Below are 22,029 nucleotides of genomic sequence, written 5' to 3' on the forward strand. Positions count from 1 at the left end.
CTACGTGGATTCAAACCGTTGAAAACAGAGCCAATCACACATCAAAAACACGACATCTGTATTTAGCCGGTGGTACGACATTTCAATTTTGCTTTGACATTTGATGTTACGCCGAATTGGAATGTCGTGTTTTGGTCATCGCGCCGGGACCGACTCGAGCGAGTTTCCCCGCTGGCACGCCACCTATAATCGAACGAGACGCGCCGCTATTTTTCAAAAATTGTCGGATTATCAACGCATTAATCAAGAATCCGAAATTTTTGTGAAAAGGCTTGCCGCCTGCGCGCCCGACGCTTCGGCGCACGCAATAATGCCGCCACCTGACTCGGCAAGCTCCCATGATCGACAGTTACCAGCAGTTCCATTCCAGCCTGTATGCAGGCGAAATCGAGGCATGTTTCCGTTTTCTCGATGGTCGCTTCGCCGCCGACGGACACACCTCGGAGTACCTGCACGCGCGCGCGCTCGCGCATCTGCGAGGGGGCGAATTTCTGCGCGCCGTCGATATCGCCTGCGAGCTCACGCGCCGATCGAACACCTTCGGCTTCCAGCTTCACAGCCTGTGCGACGCGTGCGCGCATCTCGGATTGAAGGAAGTCGCGCTCAGCATGATCGAGTACGTGGGATGCAAGCCCGATGTCGCACCGATCTTCGCATTCCTGTGGCGCGTCTACGGCTGGCATTATCTCGGCTGCGACGACCGGGTTCTGGAACTGAGCGCGCAAGACGTCGACGAACATTCCGCCTATGTGCTCGGACATCATCAGGGACGCAGCGCGATGCGCCTGAACGGCATCGCGAGCGGCGTCGAACTGTTGCATCGCTATTGGTCATCGCACGAAGCGCGCCGCGTGCTGTTTCCCGATGTCGATATCGAGCATTACTGGTGCGGACAGCGGGTCCTGCCGGCGCATCTGACAATGACGTCGATCGCGTCGGGCCACGGCGATCAAGTCAACTGGGTGCGCTACGCCGGCGCGCTTCAGGCGCTGGGCGTGCAGATCGCCTACGCCGACGGCTCGGACCGGAACTATCGCTTCGCGATGCCCGATGCCGAATCCGCCCGAGACGCCGAAGCCATGCGCGCGGCCGGCTTCGCCGTCGCAACGGACGGCGCGCTGTGGACCGATCCTTTCGCGCTCTTTACCGCGCTTTTCCCGGTGCTCGGTTATGCGTCGTCGGCACGCTATATCGAGCCCGCCGATCCTTGCGCCGCCGATGCAATCGTCGATGAGATCCGCCAGCGCGCGCAGGGCCGGCGCTGCGTCGGCATTTTCTGGTCGTCGTGCGAATCGGCGAACAATTTCGCCAGCCGCAGCCTCGCCCTGCCTGATCTCGTCCCGCTTTTCGACAGCACGCCCGACATCCACTGGGTCGTCATGCAGCGCGGCTTCGAGCGCAAGCGCTGGCTGAACGCCCCGCGTTCGAATGACCTCGACCGCTTCACCACCCTCGCCTCCGACGTCACGCTGACGCAAAGCGTGAGCATCATCGACAGGCTCGATGCGTTCGTCGGCAATGATGGCGCGCTGTCGCACATCGCGGGGGCGCTCGGCAAGCCGTGCTACTTGTTTCTCAATCAGGTCGCGGAATGGCGTTACGAGCGCGATCCGCATGTCACGCCCTGGTATGCCTCGATGCGCCTGGTTCGCGCCCGCGGCCTCGGCGACTGGAACGATGTCGTGCGCAACCTGCAGGCGCTTCTGACGGCGCAAGCGCGCTGACGCGCTACACGATACGCAGTGCGAGTGTCTGCGGAATCTCGCTACGCCGCGTGAGCGCGCACGTCGGTGCATCGTGGCGCGGGCCGCGCACATAGCTTTCGAGCTGGTCGATGGCGAACTGCTGCTCCTCGATCAGATGCCGCACCATATCGCCGATCGAAATCATCCCGACGAGCCGGCCGCCCTCGATCACCGGCAGATGGCGAATCCGCTGCCGCGTCATTAGCGTCATGCATTCGTCGGCGCTCGTTCCGAGGCTGACCGACATCACCGGCGCGGTCATGATCTCGCATACGGTGGTCGTCCGCGAGACTTTGTCCTGCAGGATCACCTTGCGCGCATAGTCGCGTTCGGTGACGATGCCGCACACCGCGTCGCCCACCACGACGACGAGCGCGCCCACTTCCGCCCGCGACATCAGCGCGATCGCTTCGTACACGCTCGCCTCCGCGTCGATGGTGTGAACCGTCGTGTCGCGCTTTGCCTTCAGGACTTGCTTCACCGTTGACATTTGCCGTTCTCCTTGCTGTTTTGCCGCCGAATTACTGCCGATGCGCGTGACGCTCGCCGATCAGTCGAAGTCGAACAGATCGCCGAGAAAGGATTTTTTGCGCCGCGCATGTTCGCGCTTGCCGCGCGAATCGCCGTAGTGGTAACCGTCCTGCCGATGCGTGCGGCGCTCGCGATCGTGTCCGCGCTCGTCCCATTCGTCGCGCCCGGACGCTTGCGCTTCCGCGACCGACGCCTGCGCCGCGCGCCGGATGATCTGATCGAGCTCGCCGCGGTCGAGCCACACGCCGCGACAGTGCGGGCAATAGTCGATTTCGATGCCCTCGCGCACGGTCATCAGTAGTTCGGTCGCGGGACATACCGGGCATTTCATGTCGGTTCCTTTCTGATTGCTTTCAATGAAAACAATCTAGCGGAATGGTACGCGTCGAAAAATAGGAGATTTTGAGCGCGTCACTTCGGGAAAACCGAACCGGATGATGCCCTCGCACCGAATTGGTGCGCCCGTGAAGGTCTTGAATCGGAGCGACTTGCGATCCATCTCAAAACCCCGCAAGCTTTCGCCTTGACGTGACGCGCACGCACGCGCGTCGGAACCGCACAACAAAGGCGACACCATGTCCGACAAATCGATGAGCGAAGAACGCCACGGCGCCGAAACCGGCGACCTGCTGTACCTGCTGCAAGGCGCCGACGACTTCAGCCGTTTCGTGTTCCCCGACAGCGAAGCGCTGTTCAAGAGCCTCGCGCGCCAGCAGGCGCCGCATACGCTCTTCATTACCTGCGCGGATTCGCGCGTATCGCCGGAAATGATCACGCAGACGCGCCCCGGCGAGCTTTTCGTGTGCCGCAACATCGGCAACATCGTGCCGGCTTATGGCGAGATGCTCGGCGGCGTGTCGGCGGTGGTGGAATTCGCGGTGCTCGCGCTCAACGTCCGGCAGATCGTGATTTGCGGCCACTCGGATTGCGGCGCGATGAAAGGTCTCGCGTCAGGCGCGGCCATCGCCGATGAAATGCCGACGGTTCACGCATGGCTGCGCAACGCCGAAGCCGCGCGCAGCGTCGTGATGGCGCGCAAGCTGGAAGAAGAACGCATCGTCCAGGCGATGGTCGAGGAGAACATCCGCCTGCAACTGACGCATCTGCGCACGCATCCGGCGGTCGCGGGCCGGCTCGCGCTCGGCAAGCTGCAGGTGCAGGGCTGGGTGTACGACATCGGGCGCGGCAAGGTGTCGATCTACGACGAGGCCGACAGCAAGTTCGAGTCGCTCGAAGAAGCGCGTCTGCGCCTGTTGCGCAAGGACGGGCGTTGACATCGGCACGCCCGGCTTCGCGGCGAGGCGTTGCATAGCGCTTGCTACCGTGATCGATGCCCTCTTTCTCCGAGTGAAAACGTCATGCCTGTCTACGATTACGAATGCGCGGATTGCGGCGCGTTCGAAGCCGTCCGCCGCATCGCCGAGCGCGACGATCCCGCGGCCTGTCCACAATGCGGCGCGACCGCTGCGCGCGTGACGATCGGCGCGCCGAGCGTGGGCGGTTCGAGCGCATCCGCCGGCGCCGCCGAAGAAGCCGGCAGTTACGGCATGAGGCATCGCGGCGGCTGCCTCTGCTGCGGATAGCGCGCTTTGTACCGCGCGGGCACGGTCATTGCAAAGTCACCTCCCGTACGCCCCGCGCAGCGCGGGCGTATCATGCAAGACGACGTGCGCGGCGCGCAAGGCCGCACGCAGTCGTAGGCATCGACATCGCGAGCGCGTCGTTGCAAGTCTCGCGATGATCGCGCTCAACCGTGTTCCGAACGAAAAACAGGAGGTGATAAGGATGACGATAGAGTTCAGCGGGCGCCGTCATGTCGTGGCGGCAGCGCGTGTCGCGTTCGAGGCGAAGGTGGACGGCCGCGAGGTGTGGTGCAGCATTTCCCTCGATGCACTCAACGATCACTTCGGCAATAGCGGGACGTCGTCGCACGATCTCCTCTCCGCGTTCGAAGGCGGACGCGTGCAAATCGAAGACGCCGCCCGGCGCGCGCTCGAGCGCAACGGCGGCCAGTCGGTCGAACTGGAAACCAACGATTTCAAGGCATCGCGAGCGGTTTAGGCCTCAAGCGGCGGGCGGCGGCGCAGTGCACCGCCCGCATCAGTGGACGTAGAAACACTTCAATACGTCGAACATCCACCAGACCGGGCACGGCGTTCTGCAAAAGCCGTCGTAGCCCGCGGCGTGCAATGCATCGCGCGGATCCTGCTTGGCATCGGCGGCGAGCGCAATCAGCAACTCCACTTCGCCCTCCGTCCGATCGACGGTCAGCGCTTCGCGCAGCGTGCGCGCCGGCGCGTGGTCGTGCGCGTCGCCGATGAGCGTATCCACGAACAACACCTGCGGCCGCCAGTTGCGGATGAATTGCGACGCGGCCGCCGCATCGCCGATCTGCACGGCCTCGAAACCGCGCATCGCGAGGAGCAGCGCGAACGAGTCGCCGACGTTCGATTCCGAATGCACGATCAAGACGCGCCGCGGACTGGCGAGCGCCATCGTCAGCGGATTCCAGATTTCGCACCGGTCGGTGCAGAGGTCGTACGATCGTTCTTCCATGTCGGTCCGGCACGGCGATAAGCCTCTGCCGATATCAGCAACCCAGCAAGGTTGAGGCCCGCCGCGCTTCAGCGTGCGGCCAGCAGACCGACGATGAGCCCGCCGACCGCCGCCAGCGCAATCGATTTCCACGGATTGTCGTGCACGTAATCGTCCGTGCCCTCCTTCGCCTGCCTGTACTGCGTCGCGATGACGTCCTGCGCGCCCGCCAGCACGTCGCGCGCGCGCCGCGGCATCGGTCGCGACGGATGGTACTGACTGCCCTGTCCCGCGGCGTGCGTCGCGGCGGGCTGCGCGAGCACCGTCGGACTGTCGCCGCCTTCGAGCACATCGCCGTGCACGTGATACGGCGAATACCTTGCGGGCTTGTGCGCCTCGCCCGGCGTGAGCGGCGTCACGCTCGCGGCCTGTCCGTGTGCCATGCCGGGCGCGAGCGCCGCGTCCATCGCGCTCGCGACCGTGCGGCGCGAGAGCGGCGGATCGGCCGGATCGCCCCGGTCGCTGTTTTGCATCGACTGAATCGTGGATGCGTTGCCGTTCGCATTGTCCATGGCTTCTCTCCCGTTGACTGCGTCCATCGCGCTGCAAGAACCATCGTCCATCTTTCGATCATGCAAGAGTCGCACCGATCGGGCCTGCCAGCAACCTCGGCGTCCGCGGCCGGTCGAGCCGCGCGGCGCTTGGCAATTTTTCTCACATAACGGTGAGAAATGCTCGTTTGCGGCGGCATCGGCGCGCGCCTACGATGCGGGATTCCGGGAGCTGGGCGAGCGGGTGCATCGCGCCGCATCTTTCGTTTCACGCCGCGCCGAAACGTCGGCACGACGCACGCCGATACGATGGTTTCGCTCCCAACTTCTATCGCCAAGCCGCCATGAATCCCGTCAATCTCGCTCAACTGTTCGTTCTCGCCGCGCTCTGGGGCGGCTCGTTCCTGTTCATCCGCGTCGGCGTGACCGATCTCGGCGTCGCGCCGCTGATGGCGTTGCGCGTGGGCATCGGCGCGCTGTTTCTGCTTCTGATGCTCGCGCTGCGCGGCAAGGCGCGGCCAGCCTTCTCGACGATGCGCGAACGCGCGTGGCCGCTCCTCGTCGTCGGCGTCCTCAATTCCGCCGCGCCGTTTTGTCTCTTCGCGTATGCCGAGCTGACGCTGTCGGCGGGCGTCACGTCGGTCATCAACGCGACGACGCCGCTCTGGGGCGCGATCGTCGCGTATCTGTGGTTGAGCGACCGGCTGACGCGCATGCGCGTGGCGGGACTTGCGATCGGCTTCGCGGGCGTGCTCGCGCTCGTCTGGGATCAGATGTTCGCGCACGACGCGAGCGCCGCCGCCTCCCCGATGGCGACCGCGCTGGCCGCACTCGCCGCGCTCGCCGCATCGGCTTCTTACGGCGTCGCCGCGAGTTACACGAAAAAGCATCTGATGGGCGTCGATTCGCTGACGGTCGCCGCCGGCACGATGAGCGCGGCGACGATCGTGCTTCTGCCCTTCGCGCTCTTTTTCTGGCCGGCCGGCGCCGTATCGTTGCACGCGTGGGGCGCGGTGCTCGGGCTGGGCGTCGCGTGCACGGGCCTCGCCTACATGATGTTCTTCCATCTGATCGCGGTCGCCGGGCCCGCACGCGCGATCACCGTCACGTTCCTGATTCCGATCTTCGGGATTCTGTGGGGCGCGCTCTTTCTCGCCGAGCGCGTGTCGATGGGCATGGCGGCCGCCTGCGCGATCGTGCTGGTCGGCACGGCGCTCGCGACGGGCGTGATCAAGCGCGTGCCGCTCGTCGGCGCGCGCCGGTCTCAATGCGTGAAGGAAAGCAAAGCGTGATCGGCTAATGCCAGTGACGCGCGAGCGGCCCGTCCTCTCCGGCGACGGGATCGCTTCGCGGGAACGGCAGTTCTTCCATCGCGATGCGTTCCTGCTCGCTGATCGCTTCGCGGCGGATATCCCATTGCTGCCCCGGCGGATAAGCCCCGACGACCTGAAAGCGCCGTCCGGCCGTCAGCAGGCAATGGCCGGTGCCGGCAGGCAGGACGAGCGCGTCGCCGGCGCTGACCGCGATCACGCGGCCATGCGGGCCGCCGAGAATCAGTTCGGCGTCGCCCGATGCGACGCCGAGCGCCTCATGCGCGGTCGAATGGAAGTGGTGATAGTCGAAGACACTGTCGCGCCACTGCGGCGGCCAGCCGTTCTGCGCGAAAAGCGCTTCGAAGCGCTCGGCGCAATCGGTGGCTTTCGGGTCGATCGCGCCGCGCCACACCAGGACGGGCAGCCGCGTGTTATTTGGCACCCAGCCGTTCGGCGGCAGCATGAAATGCTCGCAGCGGGCGTGTTGCGACAGCAAGCTTGCAGTTTGCTCGGTCATGTTGCGCTTTCTCCGAAAGAGTCAGAGAAATCGCAGCAACGCACGTTCCAGTCGGAATGGACCGCGCGTCAGCGGCCGTGCCAGTGACCGCCGCCGCCGCTCGAGAAGCCGATGCCGAGCGACACCGATGGCGCCGCGTAGTAGCCCGGTCCATACGCATAGCCATAGGCAGGCGCGTAGCCATAAGCGGGCGCGGGCGCATAGCCATAGGGCGGCGCATAAACGCAGCCGCCGAGCCCCGCCGCCGCCACGAGGGCGACGGGCACGATCAGCGAGCGCGCGAGGCGCGACCGGGTTCGAGTTCGAGTTGAATTTTTCATGATGATGCCCCGTTGCCGCCGGCTTCCGGCTTACCAGTGCCGATAGCCGTAATAGCCGCCGTGATGCGCGTACCAGTCGCGGCGTCCCCAGTAGCGATAGCCATCCCAATAGCGGTCGCCGTGCCAGCCGACGACGATCGCCGGCGCGGGCGCAACCATGACCGGCGCGGGCTGATAGGCGACGGGCGGAGGCGGCGGCGCGTACATGGGCGGCGGAGGCGGCGCATAGACGGGCGCGGGCGCGACGTACACCGGCGCCGCATAAACCGGCGCAACCGGAACCCCGAGATTGATGCCCAGGCTCACGCCCGCCACGGCGGCTTCGCAAGCGAGTCCCGCCGACAACGCGATACCGATCCCGACCAAGCCCTTGATGTTCATTTCGTCCTCGTCTGAGAAGGCCGACAAGCAGACCGCGATGCGATCCTGGATTCATATGCAGCCGTGAATCCATCGTAGCCGCGCCGCGTGCGGGCTGCGTTACAACGCCTGTAACAGATGTGAATCCTGAAACGAATGTGCGAAAAGCCGATGCGACGCCGCTTCGCCCGCGCAGGTTGCGCGCTGTTGCGCCGACGTGGGATAGTTCCGGCTTCGTCAAACGGATGCCTGGACGATGGACTTGTTGCGGAGCATGAGAATCTTTGCGCGCGTGGCTGAAGCGGCCAGCTTCACCGTCGCGGCGCAGCAGATGGACATCACGACGGCGCAGGCCTCGCGCGCGGTCACCGAACTCGAAACGCATCTGCGCACGCGGCTTCTGAATCGCACGACGCGCCGCGTCGCCCTCACCGATGCCGGCAACCGTTATCTCACGCGCTGCAAGGAAGTGCTCGAACTCGTCGATCTCTCCGAGGCGGAGGCGAGCAACGCCCAGGTTTCGCCGACGGGCGTGCTGCGCATGCATGCCCCGATCACCTTCGGCCAGCACTACGTGGTGCCCGCGCTCACGCGCTATCTCGAGCAGCATCCGCAGGTGCGCGTCGAGCTTACGCTTTCGCAACATATCCCCGACATGCTCGACGAAGGCTTCGACGTCTTCCTGCAAGTCACCACGTCCGCACTGCCCGACTCCGCGCTCGTCTCCACGAAAATCTGCTCGATGCCGAGCGTGCTGTGCGCGTCGCCGGGCTATCTCAAACGGGCGGGCACGCCCCAGCGCATCGACGATCTGAAGAACCATGCGTGCCTGCAACTCGTGACGACGTTTTTCCCCGTCGACCGATGGGTCTTCGAAGGCCCGCGCGGCCACGTCGAAGTGGAGCTCGACCCGGGCCGCCTGCGCGTCAATTCCGCCGATGCGCTCGCGGTCGCGCTGTCGAACGGTCTCGGCATCGCGCCGCTGCCGATGCTCGCCGCGCTGCCGTGGCTCGACAGCGGCGCGCTCGTGCGCGTGCTGCCCGAGTGCGAACTTCAGACAATGACCATCTACGCGATGTACGCGTCCCGCCAGTATCTCGATGCGAAGATCCGCACGTGGGTCACGTTCCTGCGCGAGTTCGTCGAAGAGACGCTCGCGAGCCAGGCCGCGTGATCGTCGGATAAAACGCCGCGTTCCTAATACGAATGGCGAAGAACAGCGCGTATGCGAAGGTTCTCTAAACGCGTAGTTGCAAGCATGCTTCGGAACACTAAACTGCTTGATGGTGCGCCTGCATCTCGTCACGACGATGCGCCGCAACAGAAAGGAGTCGGCCGACATGAACAAGACTCTGCGCGCGAGCACCGCGTTCCCCGCGCGATGGCTCTGCATCGCCACGCTCATCGTCATGGCGTGCATGTCCGCGCGCGCGGAACCGAGCGGCGCGCGCGTCGTCGCCGGTTCCGGCTCGGTGACGAGCGCGGGCGCCAGCACGATCATTCAGCAGAATAGCGGCCGCCTCGCCATCGACTGGAATTCGTTCAGCACGCGCCCTGGCGAAGCGGTCACGTTCAATCAGCCGGGCGCGAATTCGATCGCGCTGAACCGCGTCGTCGGACCGCGCCCGACGGCCTTCTTCGGCAAGCTCGACGCGAACGGCCAAGTGTTCATCGTCAATCCGAACGGCGTGATCTTCGGGCCGGGCGCGCAGGTGAACGTCGGTGGATTGCTGGCATCGACGCTCAATCTGTCGACAAGCGATTTCATGAGCGGCCACTACACCTTTTCGGGCGACGGGCGCTGGCATCGGCATCATCATCACGAGGACGGCGCGGCGGTCGTCAATCTCGGCACGCTCACGAGCGCGCCCGGCGGTTATGTCGCGCTGATCGGCGCGCGCGCGATCAACGCCGGCACGATCGACTCGCCCGGCGGTTTCGCGGCGCTCGCGGCGGGCGAGCGCATCGCGGTCACGCTCGGCGATCACAGCATGATCGGCTTGTCGGTGGAGCGCGGCGCGTTGCGTGCGCTCGCCGCCAATCACGGTCTGATTCAGGCCGATGGCGGTCAGGCCTGGCTCGTCGCGAGCGCCGAGGACGCGCTCCTCGCCAATGTCGTGAACAACACGGGCGTCATCCGCGCGAGAAGCGCCGTGAACCAGAACGGCGTGATCCGCCTCGTCGCGGACAAAGGCGTCGTGCAGGCCGGCGGCACGCTCGACGCATCCGCGCCGGATGGCGGCAACGGCGGCGCCATCGAAACGGCGGGCACGCAGGTGCGCGTCGCGCCGGACGCGCAGGTCACGACGGCGGCGGCATCGGGACAAACCGGAACGTGGCGCATTGCGAGCGACTTCGCCGCGCTCGTCGGCGGCGGCGATGCATTCGGACAGCGCTTCGGCACGATTCAGGGCGCGACGCTTTCGCGCGTGCTCGAATCGACCAATGTGTCGATCAGCGCCGCATCACCGACGGGTTTCGCGCCGTTCGGCCTCGTGCTGATCGACGGCCCGGTCGCGTGGAGCGGCGTCAACACGCTTTCGCTCGCGGCGCAGAGCGGCATCCACGTCGACGCGTCGATCAGCGCGCCGCGCGGCACGCTCGCGATGACGACCGCCGGCACCGCGACACAACAGGCGCCCATCCAGGCGGCCAATGTCGCCCTGCAAGGCGGCGCGGGCGCGTACCGGCTGACGAACGCGGGCAATCGCATCGGCACGCTGGCGGCGAACGCCGGTTCCGTCGACATCGCCGATAGCGCGCCGCTCACGATCGGCCGCGTCGCGGGTTTGTCGGGCGTTTCGGCGAGCGGCGCGGTCACGCTCACGGCGCCCGCGCTCACGCTCGCCGCGCCCATTGCGAGCCGCGCGAGCGGCACGGCGATCACGCTCGCCGCGGCGACCTTCGTGAACCGCGCGGGAGCGAACGCGCTTTCCGCGCCGAACGGCCGCTGGCTCGTCTACTCCGACGCACCCGAGGCCGACGCCTTCGGCGGACTGCAAAGCGGCAATCTCGCGCTCTGGGGCGATGCCTACACCGGCGGCGCCGATGCGCGCGCGGCATCGGCATCGGGCAACCGGTTCGCGTTCAATGCGCGGCAGCAGGTCACGTTGACGGCGATCAACATCGACGTGCCGTTCGAGACGCCGCGCACGCTCGGTCCGAACGACGTGACGATCGCGCTGCGCTACAACGGCGCGAACTACGGCAACGCATTCGCCGACAGCCCGGCGAACCACGAGCCGTTCGTCTTCACGGTGACGAGCACCGGCGCGACGCCGGGCGCGGCGATCGGCACGTACGCGATCACGGTCACGGCGACGGGCGGCCCGACCGGCTACACGATCACGACGCAAGGCGGCACGCTGCGCATCGCGGGCACGCCGCCGCCTGCGCCGCCGTCCGTCCCCGTACAGCCGGTGATGCCGCAAGAACCGGAAACGCCCGTCACGACCGTCGCGGCGCTGCCCGGCATTCTCGATTCCGTGCGTACCGACGCGGCCAATCCCGCGCCGCTCTACAACGCGACGCCGGGCCGTCAGCCGGAGTCCGCGCCGCTCGTGCAGCAGCGCACCGATTCGACGAGCGACGGCGGCCGTCTGCCGGACGACGCATGGCCCGGTCACGTATGCCGCATGTGAGGCCCAGGCGCGTGCGACGCTTCGGGCCCCGCGAACGACGCCACAGCGTCGCGTCGCGCCGGCTCGCCGTGCTCATCGCGACGCTCGTCGCGGCGACGGCGCGCGACATGCGCGAAACGCACGCCCAGACGCTGCCGAACGCGGGCAGCATCCTGCGCGAACAGCAGCAGCAAGCGCCCGCGCCCGTCCCGCCTTCCGATCTGCGTCTGAACGTGACGCCCGCGCCCGAACCGCCGCCCGTCTCCGGCGAAACAGGAGGCATCCGCTTCGAAGTGAAAGGTTTCGCGTTCACCGGCAACACGCTTTTCCCGACGCCGGAACTGCTCGACGCCGTGCGGCCGTTCATCGGTGCGGGGCGTTCGCTCGACGATCTCGAAAGCGCCGCCGATCGCGTGAGCGCGTTCTATCGGCGGCACGGCTATCTGGTCGCGCGCGCCTATGTGCCGCCGCAGCAGATCGATGACGGCATCGTGCGTATCGCGGTGAGCGAGGGACGTTACGGTCGCATCGACATCGACAACAAGTCGCGCACGCGCGACCCCGTCATCGCGCGATTTTTCAGCGTGCTCAAACCGGGCGATGTGATCGACGAGCGCGCCCTCACCCGCGCCACGTTGCTCGCGCAGGACGCGGCCGGCACGACGGGCGCGAACGCGACGATCTCGCCGGGCCTTCTTCCCGGCACCTCCGACATGACGCTCGCCGTGCCGACCGCGCGGCCCGTCTCCGGCAGCGTGCAGGCCGACAACTACGGCCAGACGACGACCGGCACCGCGCGTCTCATCGGCGCGCTGCAATGGAACAATCCGCTCGGCATCGGCGATCAGTTGGGCGCGCGGCTGCTCGGCTCGATCACCGGGCAGTTCTACGGCAACATCGGCTACACGGTGCCGGTCGGCGGCAGCGGGTTCGCGTGGGGCGTCGGCTACACGCGCTCGACGTATTCGGTCGGCGGTCAGTTCGACGAACTCGACGCCTACGGCAGCGCCAATGTCTTCTCGACGTTCCTGAGCTACGCGCTGCTGCGCTCGCCGTCGGCGAACGTATTCGCGACGCTCGGCTACGACCACAAGCTGCTGTCGGATCACCTCGGCGCGTTCGATTCCGTCAGCGACAAGACGAGCGATGTCGGCCGGCTCGGGCTCTCGGGCAATCTGACGCTCGAAAAGAGCATCACGACGTTCGACACGGCTATCCAGCAAGGCAACCTGCGCTATAAGACGCCGCAGCCGGAACAGATCGCCGCGCAGATCGCCGGTGCGTTCACGAAGTTCGTGTTCGCCGTGACGCACACGCAGGTGATCGGCGATCAGGCCAACGGCACGCAGCTCTACCTTTCGCTCAACGGCCAGGCGACTTCGCGCAATCTCGATTCGTCCGAGCAGATCTCGCTCGGCGGCCCGTATGCCGTGCGCGCCTATGCGACCGGCGACGCGCCCGTCGACGAAGCGTATATCGCGACCATCGAACTACGGCAGACGATCAGGCAATCGCTCGTGCCGGTGCTCGTGACGCTATCGGGCTTCATCGATACCGCCGACGGGAAGATCGTCGCGCATCCGGTCGCGCCGGGCAGCGATCACGTCCGGCTTTCCGGGCTGGGCGTCGGCGCGACGTTCGCCGCGCCGCACGACTTTCTGCTGTCGATGTCGTACGCGCACACGCTCGGCTACGTGCCTTCGACGCTCGGCACCGGACACGCGAACCGCTTCTGGATCGCGCTCACGAAGTCCTTCTGAGACCGAACATGACGCGCGCCCGACACCTTCTTCTCTTCCTCTTCCTGGCGATGACCGCGCGCGCGGCGTGCGCCGAAGCGGTCGCGACGATCACCGCGCTCGTCGGCAATGTCGCGATTCAATCGGCGGGCGGCGCGCAACGCGTGGCGGCGGTCGGCGGCGACATCGACAACGGCGACACCGTGCAGACCGGCGTCGGCTCGGAAATCGTGATGATCTTCACCGACAAGCAGCGTGTGTATCTGAAGCCCGGCTCGGTGTTTCGCGTCGACGATTTTCATTACGCGGCGAACGCGCCGCAGGAAGACCGCAGCTTTCTGTCGCTCGTGAAAGGCGGATTGCGCGCGCTCGACGGGCTCGTCGCGAAGGAAGGCAAGCCGGAGAACTATCGCGTGAAGACGCCGACGTCGACCATCGGCATACGCGGCACCGAATATTCCGTCACCGATTGCGCGAATCTCGAACCGGGCGCGAACGCGGATTGCAAGGGCGATCAGATCGTCGTCTACGACGGTCAGATCGTCGTCATCAATCAGGTCGACAGGCAGATCGTGCGCGCGGGCGAAGGCGCGATCGTCGTGAGTCCGCGGCTGCCGTTCGGCGTGCTGCCGGCATCGCGCGTGACGCCGGTGGTGCCGTCGGCGGCGTGCCGTTAGCGAGCCCACGATGAGCGAAAACACGAGCCGCGATACGGACGTCATGCGCGCAGCGCAGTTGCACGCGGCGCTCATGTCTTTCGGCGTCGATGCGCACGCGCGCGTGCTGGCGGCGCGGCTCGTCGTCGCGAACGAGCAGAACCGGGCCGCGCAATGAGGGTGCGAGAACCGCTCGCGTTCACGTTCAAACGCTCGGGCGCGCGCTGGGCGCTCGGGCTCGCGATCGTCGTCGCGCTCGCGGGACATGCGCTGTCGCGCTATGACATCCGCTTCATCGATTCGCTCGACGCGATGATCTACGACGCGAAAGTGCGTCTCTTCATGCCGCGCACGACGGACGCGCGCATCGCGATTCTCGATATCGACGAGAAAAGCCTCGCCGAACTGGGCCGCTGGCCGTGGGATCGCGCGCGCATGGCGGCGCTCGTCGATACGCTGTTTTCGCGCGAGCGCATCGCGGTGCTCGGCTTCGACATGGTGTTCGCGGAAGCCGACGCGAGTTCGGGCCTTGCCGTGCTCGACGAACTCGCGCGCGGCCCGCTCGCCGAGGACGCCGCGTACCGCAAGACGCTCGATGCGCTTGCTCCGCGCCTCGATTACGACCGCCGTTTCGCCGATGCCCTTGCCGGTCATCCCGTGGTGCTCGGCTTTTACTTTTCGAATCGCGATGCATCGAGCGGCGCGATTCCATCGCCCTTGATGAGCGCGCGCGCGTTCGGCACGCATCCGCTCATGCTCTTCGACTGGACGAGCTACGGCGGCAATCTGCCCGCGCTGCAACAGGCGGCGAAGCGCGCCGGATACTTCAATCCCGTGATCGATTTCGACGGCTCCGTGCGCCGCGTGCCGCTCATCGCGGCCTATCGCGACGGCGTGTACGGCGCGCTGTCGCTCGAAGTGATCCGCGCGCTGTTCGGCGACGCCGCGGTGACACCGGTCTTCGACGACGCAACCGATCCCGCCGCGCCGCTCGCGGGACTCGCGCTCACGACGCCGCGCGGCACGCGCACGATTCCCGTCGATGAAAACGGCGCGGCGCTCGTGCCCTATCGCGGCCCGACCGGCAGCGTCCCGTATTACTCCATCGCCGACGTGCTCGGAGAGCGCATTCCCGCCAACGCGCTCGCGGGCAAGATCGCGCTCGTCGGCACGACGGCGCCGGGCCTGATGGATCAGCGCACGACGCCCGTCGGCGAGGTTTATCCGGGCGTCGAGGTGAACGCGAATCTGATCGGCGGCATGCTCGACGATACGATCCGCTTCGAACCCCCGTTCGCGTCGGCGTTGCAGGCGTCGATGCTCGCGCTCATCGGACTCGCGATGATCTTCCTCTGGCCGTGGCACATGCCCGCGCGCGCGACGATCTTCACCGCGATGTTGCTCGCGCTCGTCGTCGCGGCGGATCTCTTCGCGTTCGCGCGGCTTCGCTGGTCGATCCCGGTGGCGTCGCCGCTGCTCGCCGCGCTCGCGCTCTACGTGCTCAACATGTCGTACGGCTACTTCGTCGAGGCGCGCGCGAAACGCCATTTCACCGCGCTGTTCGGGCAATACGTGCCGCCCGAGCTCGTCGAGGAAATGAGCCGTCATCCGGAGGACTACAGCATGGCCGGGCGGCGCGCCGAGCTGACCGTGCTGTTCTGCGACGTGCTCGGCTTCACGGCCATCGCGGAGACGCTGGAGCCGGAAGCGCTCGCGCGTCTGATGAACGAGTATCTCGGCACGATGACGGAAGTGATCCGCGCGCATCGCGGCACGCTCGACAAGTACATCGGCGATGCGATCATGGGTTTCTGGGGTGCGCCCGTCGACGATCCGGATCACGCGCGCAACGCCGTCGCGGCGGCGCTCGGCATGCGCGCGGCGCTCGTCGAGCTGAACCGCACGCTCACGGCGCGCGGCTGGCCGACGCTGTGGATCGGCATCGGCATCAATACGGGGCCGATGACCGTCGGCGACATGGGCTCGCACGTGCGCCGCGCCTACACCGTGATGGGCGATGCCGTGAATGTCGCGGCGCGGCTCGAAGGCCTCACGCGGCGCTTCGACATCGACATCATCGTGGGCGAAGCGACGCGCGAACGGGTGACGGATATCGCGTTCCGCGAGATCGATCGCGTGCGCGTGAAAGGACGCGTCGCGCCGATTGCGGTGTTCGAGCCGCAGCCCGCGCACGAACACGGCGATGCGCTCACGCGCTGGCACGCGGCGCTCGCGCACTATCGCGCGCGCGAGTGGGACGAAGCGCAAACGCTACTCGCGACGCTCGCGGCGCAGTATCCTGAGCGACAGGTGTACGCGATGTATCGCAGGCGCATCGATGCGCTGCGCGGCATTGCGTTGCCCGAGGACTGGGATTGCGTAAGCGAATTCGACACGAAATGAATCATCATGAACGTTCGGGTACTCGGCTGTAGCGGCGCGATCAGGAGCGGCGGCGACGATGCGGGCGATCGCGGCGGCACGACGGCGCTGCTCGTCGACGGCGACATCATGATCGATGCCGGCACGGGCGTCGCCGTGCTCACCGACGACGAACTCGCGCGTATCGATCATGTGTTTCTCACGCACTCGCATCTGGATCACATTGCGTATCTGCCGCTCATGATCGATGCCACGAGCGACGCGCGCGATAGGCCGCTCGTCGTTCACGCGAGCCGCGCGACGCTCGACATACTTCAGGCGCACATCTTCAACAATCTGATCTGGCCGGACTTCACGCGCATTCCTTCGCCCGATGCGCCGGGCGTGCGCTTCGAAGCGCTGGAGGTCGGCGAATGCTTCATGCTGAACGGGCGCACCGTGACGGCATTGCCCGCGCGGCATACGGTGCCGTCGATGGGGCTGGCGGTGTCGAACGCAACGGCGTGCATCGCGTTCAGCGGCGATACGACGAGCAATCCCGAGTTCTGGGCCGCCGTGTGCGCGTTGCCGGGACTGCGCCATGTGATCGTCGAGACCGCGTATCCGGATGCGCAGATCGCGTTGGCGCGTGCGGCGCAGCACTATTGCCCGAAGCTCATCGCCGATGATCTGCGTGGCCGCGCGATGAAAGCCGAATTGCTGATTTCGCATCTGAAACCGCCGCACGGCGCGCAGATTCTGGAAGAACTGCGCGCCGCGTTGCCCGATGTGTCGCTGCGTGCGTTGCGCGCGGGCGAAGTGCTGACGTTGTGATGTTCAACGCGAACCCGCTGCCGCACGACGCTCGATGCTGATCGGCGTGACGTTCGCCGGCGCCGATGTAACCGCGGCCGGCAGCAACTCGCCTCGCACGATCGCCCGCACCGTTCCCGCGATCATGAGACCGATCACCACGTTGGCCACGACGAACGCAGCCGGTGCGATCCACGTCATCGGGCCGGTGGCGCCGCGTTCGAGCATGCGAATAGCCATCGTCGGCAATGCGGCGGCACCGAAGCTGAAGGCCCAGTACGAAGGCGTGAACGCGCGTTGGCGAATCCAGGGCACGAGGCGCGCGAGCATCAGCGCCTGATAGAGACCGTAGCCGAGCAGCATGTAGGCGAACGTATCGGGTACGCCGTGCGTGATCGCGAGATACGACACGCCTCCGACGACCGGCGGCGCAAGCTGGATGCCGAGCGTAGGGCGCAATGCTTCGGGCAGCGGTTCATGCACGGCGGCGCGATGCAACACGATCGATTCGATCGCGAGCCACGAGAACACGCCCGCGCCGAACAGCAACATGCCGATTTGCGTGAAACCGAGCCCGGCCGCCGCCGTCGCCGCGACGAAGCTGGGCGCGACCGTCGGAAGGTAGATGGCGGGCGTCGTCAGCTCGGGCTTGCGGCCGCCCTGCCAGAACCGGCCATGCAGATACGCGCCGAGCGCGAGCGAACTCGCGACGCCGATCGCGAAGAGCGCGATCGCGAGCGGCCGCGAATAAGGCTGCACGGCTTGTGCGACGAGCATCGCCGATACCGGCACGAGCGCCGCGAACGAAGACTGCACCGGATGACGCATTTCCGCGATGGCCGCATCGCGCTGGACGAGCCACTTGCGCCCGTATGCGACGAGCACCGCGATCCAGACGACGAGCGCGCCCGCCGTCAGCCATGCGGGCACCGCATCGGGAATCGCCCACACGCGAGCCGCCGCGCGCCATGCGCCCGCGAGCGCGAGCCCGCCGACCGCGATGCCGAAGAACGCAGCCGGCATCGGCGCGCGATTGTTCGTACCATTGTTGCTGTTCATTGCCCTTCTCCTTGATTTGCGTCGTTGGAGAAAGGTTAGTGGCGACGGCCTTCCGCGCGTATGCCGCAGCGTCTCATTGCGCTGCGCGCGCGTCTCAATCAGTCGCCGCCGCGCAGCTTCACCGCGATTTCGTGCCAGTCCTCTACCGCGTGTTTCAGCTCGCGGCACAGTCTCGGATCGAGCGCATCGAGACGCGACCACAGACGATCGAGCGTCTTCTCACGGGCTTCGTACACGGCGACCGCCGCGACTCTGCTCGCGCCCGACAGACGCGCCTCGGCATCGGCGCATTCCATGTAGAGATGCGCGAGATGCGGATCGGCAAGTTCGACGGGACGCAGGTGAACGGCAGTGAAGCGTGACTTCATGGTGGTTTCCCCGGCTCTTCTTGTTATCGGCGCGCGCTTTCGCATCGCGGTTGCGCGACAGTATGAAGGGCCGGGAAATGCGCCGACAAGCTAAAACGCGTGCGTTCTGTGCGCTATGAAGCGATAGACGTGTTCGGCGTCGCTCACTTCGCGACGAACGCATCGATATGCCGCGCGAGCTCGCTCGGATACTGGAACATCAGCGCGTGTCCCGCGTCGCTGACCACATCGAGCGTCGCGCGCGGAATCATCTGTTCGAGATGGCGCGCGTTGGTATCGGCAAGCACATCGTCGTTCGCGCCCGCGAGAAAAGAAAACGCGACGCGCCAACGGCAGCGGGGAATAATAGGCGGCGAATTGCGCGCGTTCAACAAGAGCTTAAGAACAAGGAGTTAAAGCAGATGAATCGATTCTTCCGCTTGTGCCTTCTTCCCGCCGCTGCATTCGCGCTCGTCGCGTGCAGCACGCCTGTCGAGTTTTCAGCGAGCGCGAATCCGCCTTCATGGAATAACGACGGCGATGCCGATTTCAGCGGCATGGACAACGCGATGTCCGCATGCAAGGGCGCCGCGAAAAGAGCCGGCGCGGGCCGTTGCACGCAGGTGCGCGCCTACGAGGCGTGCATGAAGGACAAGGGCTACATCACCGTGCTCGGGCCGGAGAATCCGCCGAACTGCGGCCAGCCCGATTGGGAAAAGGACGTACGAAAGTGGCTCGAATAAAGCGCTATTTTCGGTTTGCCATGCGCATGAAGAGCACGTACAGGAGCGCGCCCGCCACCGCGCCGATCAGCCAGCCGAGATTGTTCGGCGGCAGGAGCTTGAAGAACTGCGTCGACAGTTCCCAGCCGACCGAGATCACGCCCGATACGATCAGCGCCGCGAGCCCGACCTTGTTCCATCCGCCGTCGTAATAGAAGCGTCCGCCGGGCTGCATCGAATACAGTTCGGCGGTCCTCACCTGCTGGCGCTTCACGAGGTAATAGTCGGACATCATCACGCCGTACATCGGCGCGAGCACGGCGCCGAACACGGACACGAAGATCGTGATCGCCTTCGGGCTGTCGACGAAGATCCACGGACACACGAGCACCGCGAGTATCGACGCGATCAGGCCGCCCTTCTTGAAGTCCACATGCTTCGGAAACAGATTGGCGATGTCGTACGCGGGCGACACGAAGTTCGCGACGATATTGATGCCCATCGTCGCGATGACGAACGTGACGCTGCCGATCGCCACCCACACCTTGTTCTCGATGCGCGAGACGATTTCGACCGGGTCCATGATCATCGTGCCGAACACTTTCTCGCTGCCCGCCGTGACGATCACCGTGATGATTGCAAACGCAACGAAGTTGAACGGCAGCCCGAGGAAGTTGCCGATCTTCATCTGCCGCTCGCTTTTCGCGAAGCGCGAGAAGTCGCCGAAATTCAGCAGCAGCGCGGCGAAATAGCTCACGACGAGCAGGATCGCGTTGATCATCGCGTGAAGTTGCTCGTCGCCGGTCAGCACCTTGCCCGAGAGCGTGAGATTCAGGCTGCCGAGACCCGCGCGATAGAGAATCCATCCCATCAGCACGAACATCACGACATACACGGCCGGCCCGCAAAAGTCGATGAACTTGCGGATGATCTCCATGCCGCGCTGAAAGATGACGAGCTGCAGCAGCCACATGAAGAGGAAGCTGACCCAGCCGAGCATGTCGAGCCTGAGAAAGCTCGTATCGCGCCACGCGGCGACAGACGGCACGAAGAGCAGCAGCAAGGTCGCGACGGCCTTCGACGCGAAATACGTCTGCACGCCGTACCACACGATGCCGACCACGCCGCGAATCAGCGCGGCGAGATTCGCGCCCATCACGCCCATCGAGACGCGCGCCATCACCGGGAAAGGAATGCCGTGTCTCAAGCTCGGCTTGCCGACCCAGTTCATCAGCACATACACGATGAGAATGCCGATGGTCAGCGCGAGCAGCACCTGCCAGCCCGAGATGCCGAGCAGAAAGAGACTCGCGGCGAAGGTGTAGCCGCCGACGCTGTGCACGTCCGACATCCACATCGCGAAGATGCTGTAGCCGTTCCAGGTGCGCTTCGCGCGCGGCACGGGCGCGAGGTCGTGGTTGTAGAGGCGCTCGTCGGCGTTGACGATTTCGGCATCGGCACCGAGCGCGGCGGCGTCGGCGGCGGAGGTTGCGTGGGATGCGGCCATCATGTCCTCCAGTGCCTTCGGCGGGCTCGAGTTATGAACCTAGATTAATGCATCAAAAAGCGAAAATGAAACGGCGTGCGCGTTGCCTTGCGACGCATTAAAGTCCGTCCGTGCGCCTGCCGTTATGCTGGCCATGAGAAAAAAACGCCTTCACTCCCGGGATATGAACAACGCCTTCGCCGCCGCAGCCGAGGCGCTCGCGCTCTTCTGCCGGCTGCGTAACGTCGATGCCGCCGACCTGAGCGCGTGCGAAGTCGATGTCTTCCTCAATCTCGCATTCGAGGAAGCCGCGCAGCAAGCAGCCGCACGCATCGAGGCGCGCCGGACAGGCTGAAGCGTGCGGACCTTCGCTACGGGTGCGGATCTTGCTCGTCCACAAAGGATGGCCAGCGATCGCGCCGCGGAGGTTCCATGTCGAAGATTCTCGGCCCTGTGCTGGGCCCGCAGGTGAGAAGCGTCGCGCGTCATCCGTTCGGCTTTGCGATGCGCACGTTCAAGGCTTTTCGCGCCAATCAGGGCCTGCTGCTCGCGGGCGCGGTCGCGTATTACGCGCTGCTTTCCATCGTCCCGCTGCTGATCCTGATCGTGATCGTGCTGTCGAAATTCGTCGGGCAACAGCAATTGCTCGACACGCTCGCGCATCTGCTCGAATGGCTCGTGCCGGGCCAGGCGCACGCCGTCGTGGGCGAGCTCGCGAATTTTCTTGCGCATCGCGCGGTGCTCGGCTGGCTGCTGCTCGTCACGATGATCTTCTTCAGTTCGCTTGCCTTCACGGTGCTCGAGAACGCGATGTCGGTGATCTTCGTGCATCGCGTCGCGGTCAGGCGGCGGCATTTTCTGCTCTCGGCGCTCCTGCCTTACTGCTACATCCTGTTTCTCGGCGTCGGCATGCTGATCGTCACGCTCGTGTCGAACGGCCTTCAGGCGATGGGCAGCAACAGCGTCGACCTGCTCGGCGTCGAGGTGTCGCTCAGGGGCGTGTCGCGGCTTTTGCTGTATCTGCTCGGCGTCGCGGGCGAGATCTTCGTGCTGACGTCGATCTATCTCGTGATGCCTGTCGGCCGGCCTTCGCTGCGGCTCGCGCTGCTCGGCAGCGTGACGGCCGCCGTGCTCTGGGAAATCACGCGGCATGTGCTCGTCTGGTACTTCGCGACGCTCTCGCAGGTGAGCGTCGTTTACGGATCGCTGACGACGTCGATCGTCGTGCTCTTCAGCCTCGAAGCGCTCGCGACGCTGCTTCTATTCGGCGCGCAAGTAATCTCCGAATTCGAGCGCTTCGGCTCCGAGGCCGATGCGCCGCCGCAGCCCTTCACCACCGGTTGAACGCGCCGCA

Annotated in this window: 26 protein-coding genes; 15 read left to right on the forward strand and 11 right to left on the reverse strand. The window is 65.7% G+C overall.

What is annotated here, in order from left to right; translation table 11 throughout:
- Positions 1-338: 338 nt before the first annotated feature.
- Positions 339-1,724 (forward strand): glycosyltransferase family 9 protein, encoded by a 1,386-nt coding sequence (locus tag QCE49_RS06710; protein ID WP_250460367.1) that lies wholly within the window; start codon positions 339-341, stop codon positions 1,722-1,724.
- 4 nt (positions 1,725-1,728) lie between these two features.
- On the opposite strand, the gene QCE49_RS06715 is transcribed toward QCE49_RS06710, so the two are convergent.
- Complete coding sequence (locus tag QCE49_RS06715) at positions 1,729-2,235, reverse strand: CBS domain-containing protein (protein ID WP_008349614.1); 507 nt, start codon at positions 2,233-2,235, stop codon at positions 1,729-1,731.
- A 60-nt stretch (positions 2,236-2,295) separates the two neighbouring features.
- Positions 2,296-2,607 carry a zf-TFIIB domain-containing protein gene (locus tag QCE49_RS06720; RefSeq protein WP_250460365.1) on the reverse strand — a complete coding sequence of 104 codons (312 nt, stop codon included), beginning with the start codon at positions 2,605-2,607 and terminating at the stop codon, positions 2,296-2,298.
- Between the two features lie 244 nt (positions 2,608-2,851).
- Here QCE49_RS06720 and QCE49_RS06725 point away from each other — a divergent pair, with 244 nt between their 5' ends.
- From QCE49_RS06725 to QCE49_RS06735, 3 genes are all read left to right on the forward strand, one after another.
- Positions 2,852-3,550 (forward strand): carbonic anhydrase, encoded by a 699-nt coding sequence (locus QCE49_RS06725; RefSeq protein ID WP_008349610.1) that lies wholly within the window; start codon positions 2,852-2,854, stop codon positions 3,548-3,550.
- Between the two features lie 84 nt (positions 3,551-3,634).
- Entirely contained in the window at positions 3,635-3,859 is a 225-nt protein-coding gene (locus QCE49_RS06730; RefSeq protein ID WP_008349608.1) for a zinc ribbon domain-containing protein, read from the forward strand.
- Between the two features lie 202 nt (positions 3,860-4,061).
- A complete protein-coding gene (locus tag QCE49_RS06735; protein WP_008349606.1) occupies positions 4,062-4,337 on the forward strand; it encodes a DUF1488 domain-containing protein in 276 nt (91 codons plus the stop codon).
- Positions 4,338-4,376: 39 nt separating this feature from the next.
- On the opposite strand, the gene QCE49_RS06740 is transcribed toward QCE49_RS06735, so the two are convergent.
- Positions 4,377-4,832: a response regulator gene (locus QCE49_RS06740; RefSeq protein WP_008349604.1), complete on the reverse strand. Its 456-nt coding sequence runs from the start codon at positions 4,830-4,832 to the stop codon at positions 4,377-4,379.
- Positions 4,833-4,900: 68 nt separating this feature from the next.
- A complete protein-coding gene (locus QCE49_RS06745; RefSeq protein ID WP_250439758.1) occupies positions 4,901-5,383 on the reverse strand; it encodes a YqjD family protein in 483 nt (160 codons plus the stop codon).
- Positions 5,384-5,706: 323 nt separating this feature from the next.
- Between QCE49_RS06745 and QCE49_RS06750 the strand changes: the two genes are divergently transcribed.
- Positions 5,707-6,654 (forward strand): DMT family transporter, encoded by a 948-nt coding sequence (locus QCE49_RS06750; RefSeq protein WP_175983158.1) that lies wholly within the window; start codon positions 5,707-5,709, stop codon positions 6,652-6,654.
- A gap of 4 nt (positions 6,655-6,658) precedes the next feature.
- Here the strand turns inward: QCE49_RS06750 and QCE49_RS06755 are convergent, their stop codons facing one another.
- The 3 genes from QCE49_RS06755 to QCE49_RS06765 all read right to left on the reverse strand — a co-directional run bounded on the left by QCE49_RS06755 (position 6,659) and on the right by QCE49_RS06765 (position 7,893).
- Positions 6,659-7,192 carry a cupin domain-containing protein gene (locus QCE49_RS06755; protein WP_008349599.1) on the reverse strand — a complete coding sequence of 178 codons (534 nt, stop codon included), beginning with the start codon at positions 7,190-7,192 and terminating at the stop codon, positions 6,659-6,661.
- Positions 7,193-7,260: 68 nt separating this feature from the next.
- Positions 7,261-7,512 (reverse strand): hypothetical protein, encoded by a 252-nt coding sequence (locus tag QCE49_RS06760; RefSeq protein WP_235366340.1) that lies wholly within the window; start codon positions 7,510-7,512, stop codon positions 7,261-7,263.
- A 30-nt stretch (positions 7,513-7,542) separates the two neighbouring features.
- The gene (locus QCE49_RS06765; RefSeq protein ID WP_008349595.1) at positions 7,543-7,893 is read right to left on the reverse strand and encodes a hypothetical protein; all 351 of its coding nucleotides are present in this window, start codon (positions 7,891-7,893) and stop codon (positions 7,543-7,545) included.
- Positions 7,894-8,128: 235 nt separating this feature from the next.
- Here QCE49_RS06765 and QCE49_RS06770 point away from each other — a divergent pair, with 235 nt between their 5' ends.
- From QCE49_RS06770 to QCE49_RS06800, 7 genes are all read left to right on the forward strand, one after another.
- The gene (locus tag QCE49_RS06770) at positions 8,129-9,046 is read left to right on the forward strand and encodes a LysR family transcriptional regulator (protein WP_008349593.1); all 918 of its coding nucleotides are present in this window, start codon (positions 8,129-8,131) and stop codon (positions 9,044-9,046) included.
- Between the two features lie 166 nt (positions 9,047-9,212).
- Positions 9,213-11,513, forward strand: a complete 2,301-nt coding sequence (locus tag QCE49_RS06775; protein ID WP_250460363.1) for a filamentous hemagglutinin N-terminal domain-containing protein — start codon at positions 9,213-9,215, stop codon at positions 11,511-11,513.
- Positions 11,486-13,252 carry a ShlB/FhaC/HecB family hemolysin secretion/activation protein gene (locus QCE49_RS06780; protein WP_250481539.1) on the forward strand — a complete coding sequence of 589 codons (1,767 nt, stop codon included), beginning with the start codon at positions 11,486-11,488 and terminating at the stop codon, positions 13,250-13,252. Before QCE49_RS06775 ends, QCE49_RS06780 begins: the two co-directional genes overlap by 28 nt.
- Positions 13,253-13,260: 8 nt before the next feature.
- Positions 13,261-13,908 carry a FecR domain-containing protein gene (locus QCE49_RS06785; RefSeq protein WP_008349588.1) on the forward strand — a complete coding sequence of 216 codons (648 nt, stop codon included), beginning with the start codon at positions 13,261-13,263 and terminating at the stop codon, positions 13,906-13,908.
- Positions 13,909-13,918: 10 nt separating this feature from the next.
- Positions 13,919-14,065 carry a hypothetical protein gene (locus tag QCE49_RS06790; RefSeq protein WP_250439762.1) on the forward strand — a complete coding sequence of 49 codons (147 nt, stop codon included), beginning with the start codon at positions 13,919-13,921 and terminating at the stop codon, positions 14,063-14,065.
- Positions 14,062-16,290: a CHASE2 domain-containing protein gene (locus tag QCE49_RS06795; RefSeq protein ID WP_250460359.1), complete on the forward strand. Its 2,229-nt coding sequence runs from the start codon at positions 14,062-14,064 to the stop codon at positions 16,288-16,290. The genes QCE49_RS06790 and QCE49_RS06795 overlap by 4 nt, the downstream gene beginning before the upstream one ends.
- 6 nt (positions 16,291-16,296) lie before the next feature.
- Positions 16,297-17,082 (forward strand): 3',5'-cyclic-nucleotide phosphodiesterase, encoded by a 786-nt coding sequence (locus QCE49_RS06800; RefSeq protein ID WP_250460357.1) that lies wholly within the window; start codon positions 16,297-16,299, stop codon positions 17,080-17,082.
- Between the two features lie 3 nt (positions 17,083-17,085).
- On the opposite strand, the gene tehA is transcribed toward QCE49_RS06800, so the two are convergent.
- From tehA to QCE49_RS06815, 3 genes are all read right to left on the reverse strand, one after another.
- On the reverse strand, positions 17,086-18,120 hold the full coding sequence (gene tehA, locus QCE49_RS06805; RefSeq protein ID WP_250460355.1) for a dicarboxylate transporter/tellurite-resistance protein TehA: 1,035 nt from the start codon (positions 18,118-18,120) through the stop codon (positions 17,086-17,088).
- Positions 18,121-18,218: 98 nt separating this feature from the next.
- Entirely contained in the window at positions 18,219-18,488 is a 270-nt protein-coding gene (locus QCE49_RS06810; RefSeq protein ID WP_008349582.1) for a hypothetical protein, read from the reverse strand.
- Positions 18,489-18,631: 143 nt separating this feature from the next.
- Positions 18,632-18,775, reverse strand: a complete 144-nt coding sequence (locus QCE49_RS06815; RefSeq protein WP_250460353.1) for an alpha/beta fold hydrolase — start codon at positions 18,773-18,775, stop codon at positions 18,632-18,634.
- 114 nt (positions 18,776-18,889) lie between these two features.
- Between QCE49_RS06815 and QCE49_RS06820 the strand changes: the two genes are divergently transcribed.
- Entirely contained in the window at positions 18,890-19,210 is a 321-nt protein-coding gene (locus QCE49_RS06820; RefSeq protein WP_008349580.1) for a hypothetical protein, read from the forward strand.
- A 4-nt stretch (positions 19,211-19,214) separates the two neighbouring features.
- Here QCE49_RS06820 and QCE49_RS06825 read toward each other — a convergent pair whose 3' ends face one another.
- On the reverse strand, positions 19,215-20,696 hold the full coding sequence (locus tag QCE49_RS06825) for an NCS1 family nucleobase:cation symporter-1 (RefSeq protein WP_033537166.1): 1,482 nt from the start codon (positions 20,694-20,696) through the stop codon (positions 19,215-19,217).
- 163 nt (positions 20,697-20,859) lie between these two features.
- On the opposite strand from QCE49_RS06825, the gene QCE49_RS06830 reads away from it, so the two are divergent.
- Together QCE49_RS06830 and QCE49_RS06835 are read left to right on the forward strand one after the other, a co-directional pair.
- A complete protein-coding gene (locus QCE49_RS06830) occupies positions 20,860-21,030 on the forward strand; it encodes a hypothetical protein (protein WP_160172930.1) in 171 nt (56 codons plus the stop codon).
- Positions 21,031-21,107: 77 nt separating this feature from the next.
- Positions 21,108-22,019: a YihY/virulence factor BrkB family protein gene (locus QCE49_RS06835; protein ID WP_008349578.1), complete on the forward strand. Its 912-nt coding sequence runs from the start codon at positions 21,108-21,110 to the stop codon at positions 22,017-22,019.
- The last annotated feature ends 10 nt before the right edge of the window (positions 22,020-22,029 follow it).

The sequence above is a fragment of the Caballeronia sp. LZ008 genome (assembly GCF_031451435.1).
Lineage (GTDB): Bacteria > Pseudomonadota > Gammaproteobacteria > Burkholderiales > Burkholderiaceae > Caballeronia > Caballeronia zhejiangensis.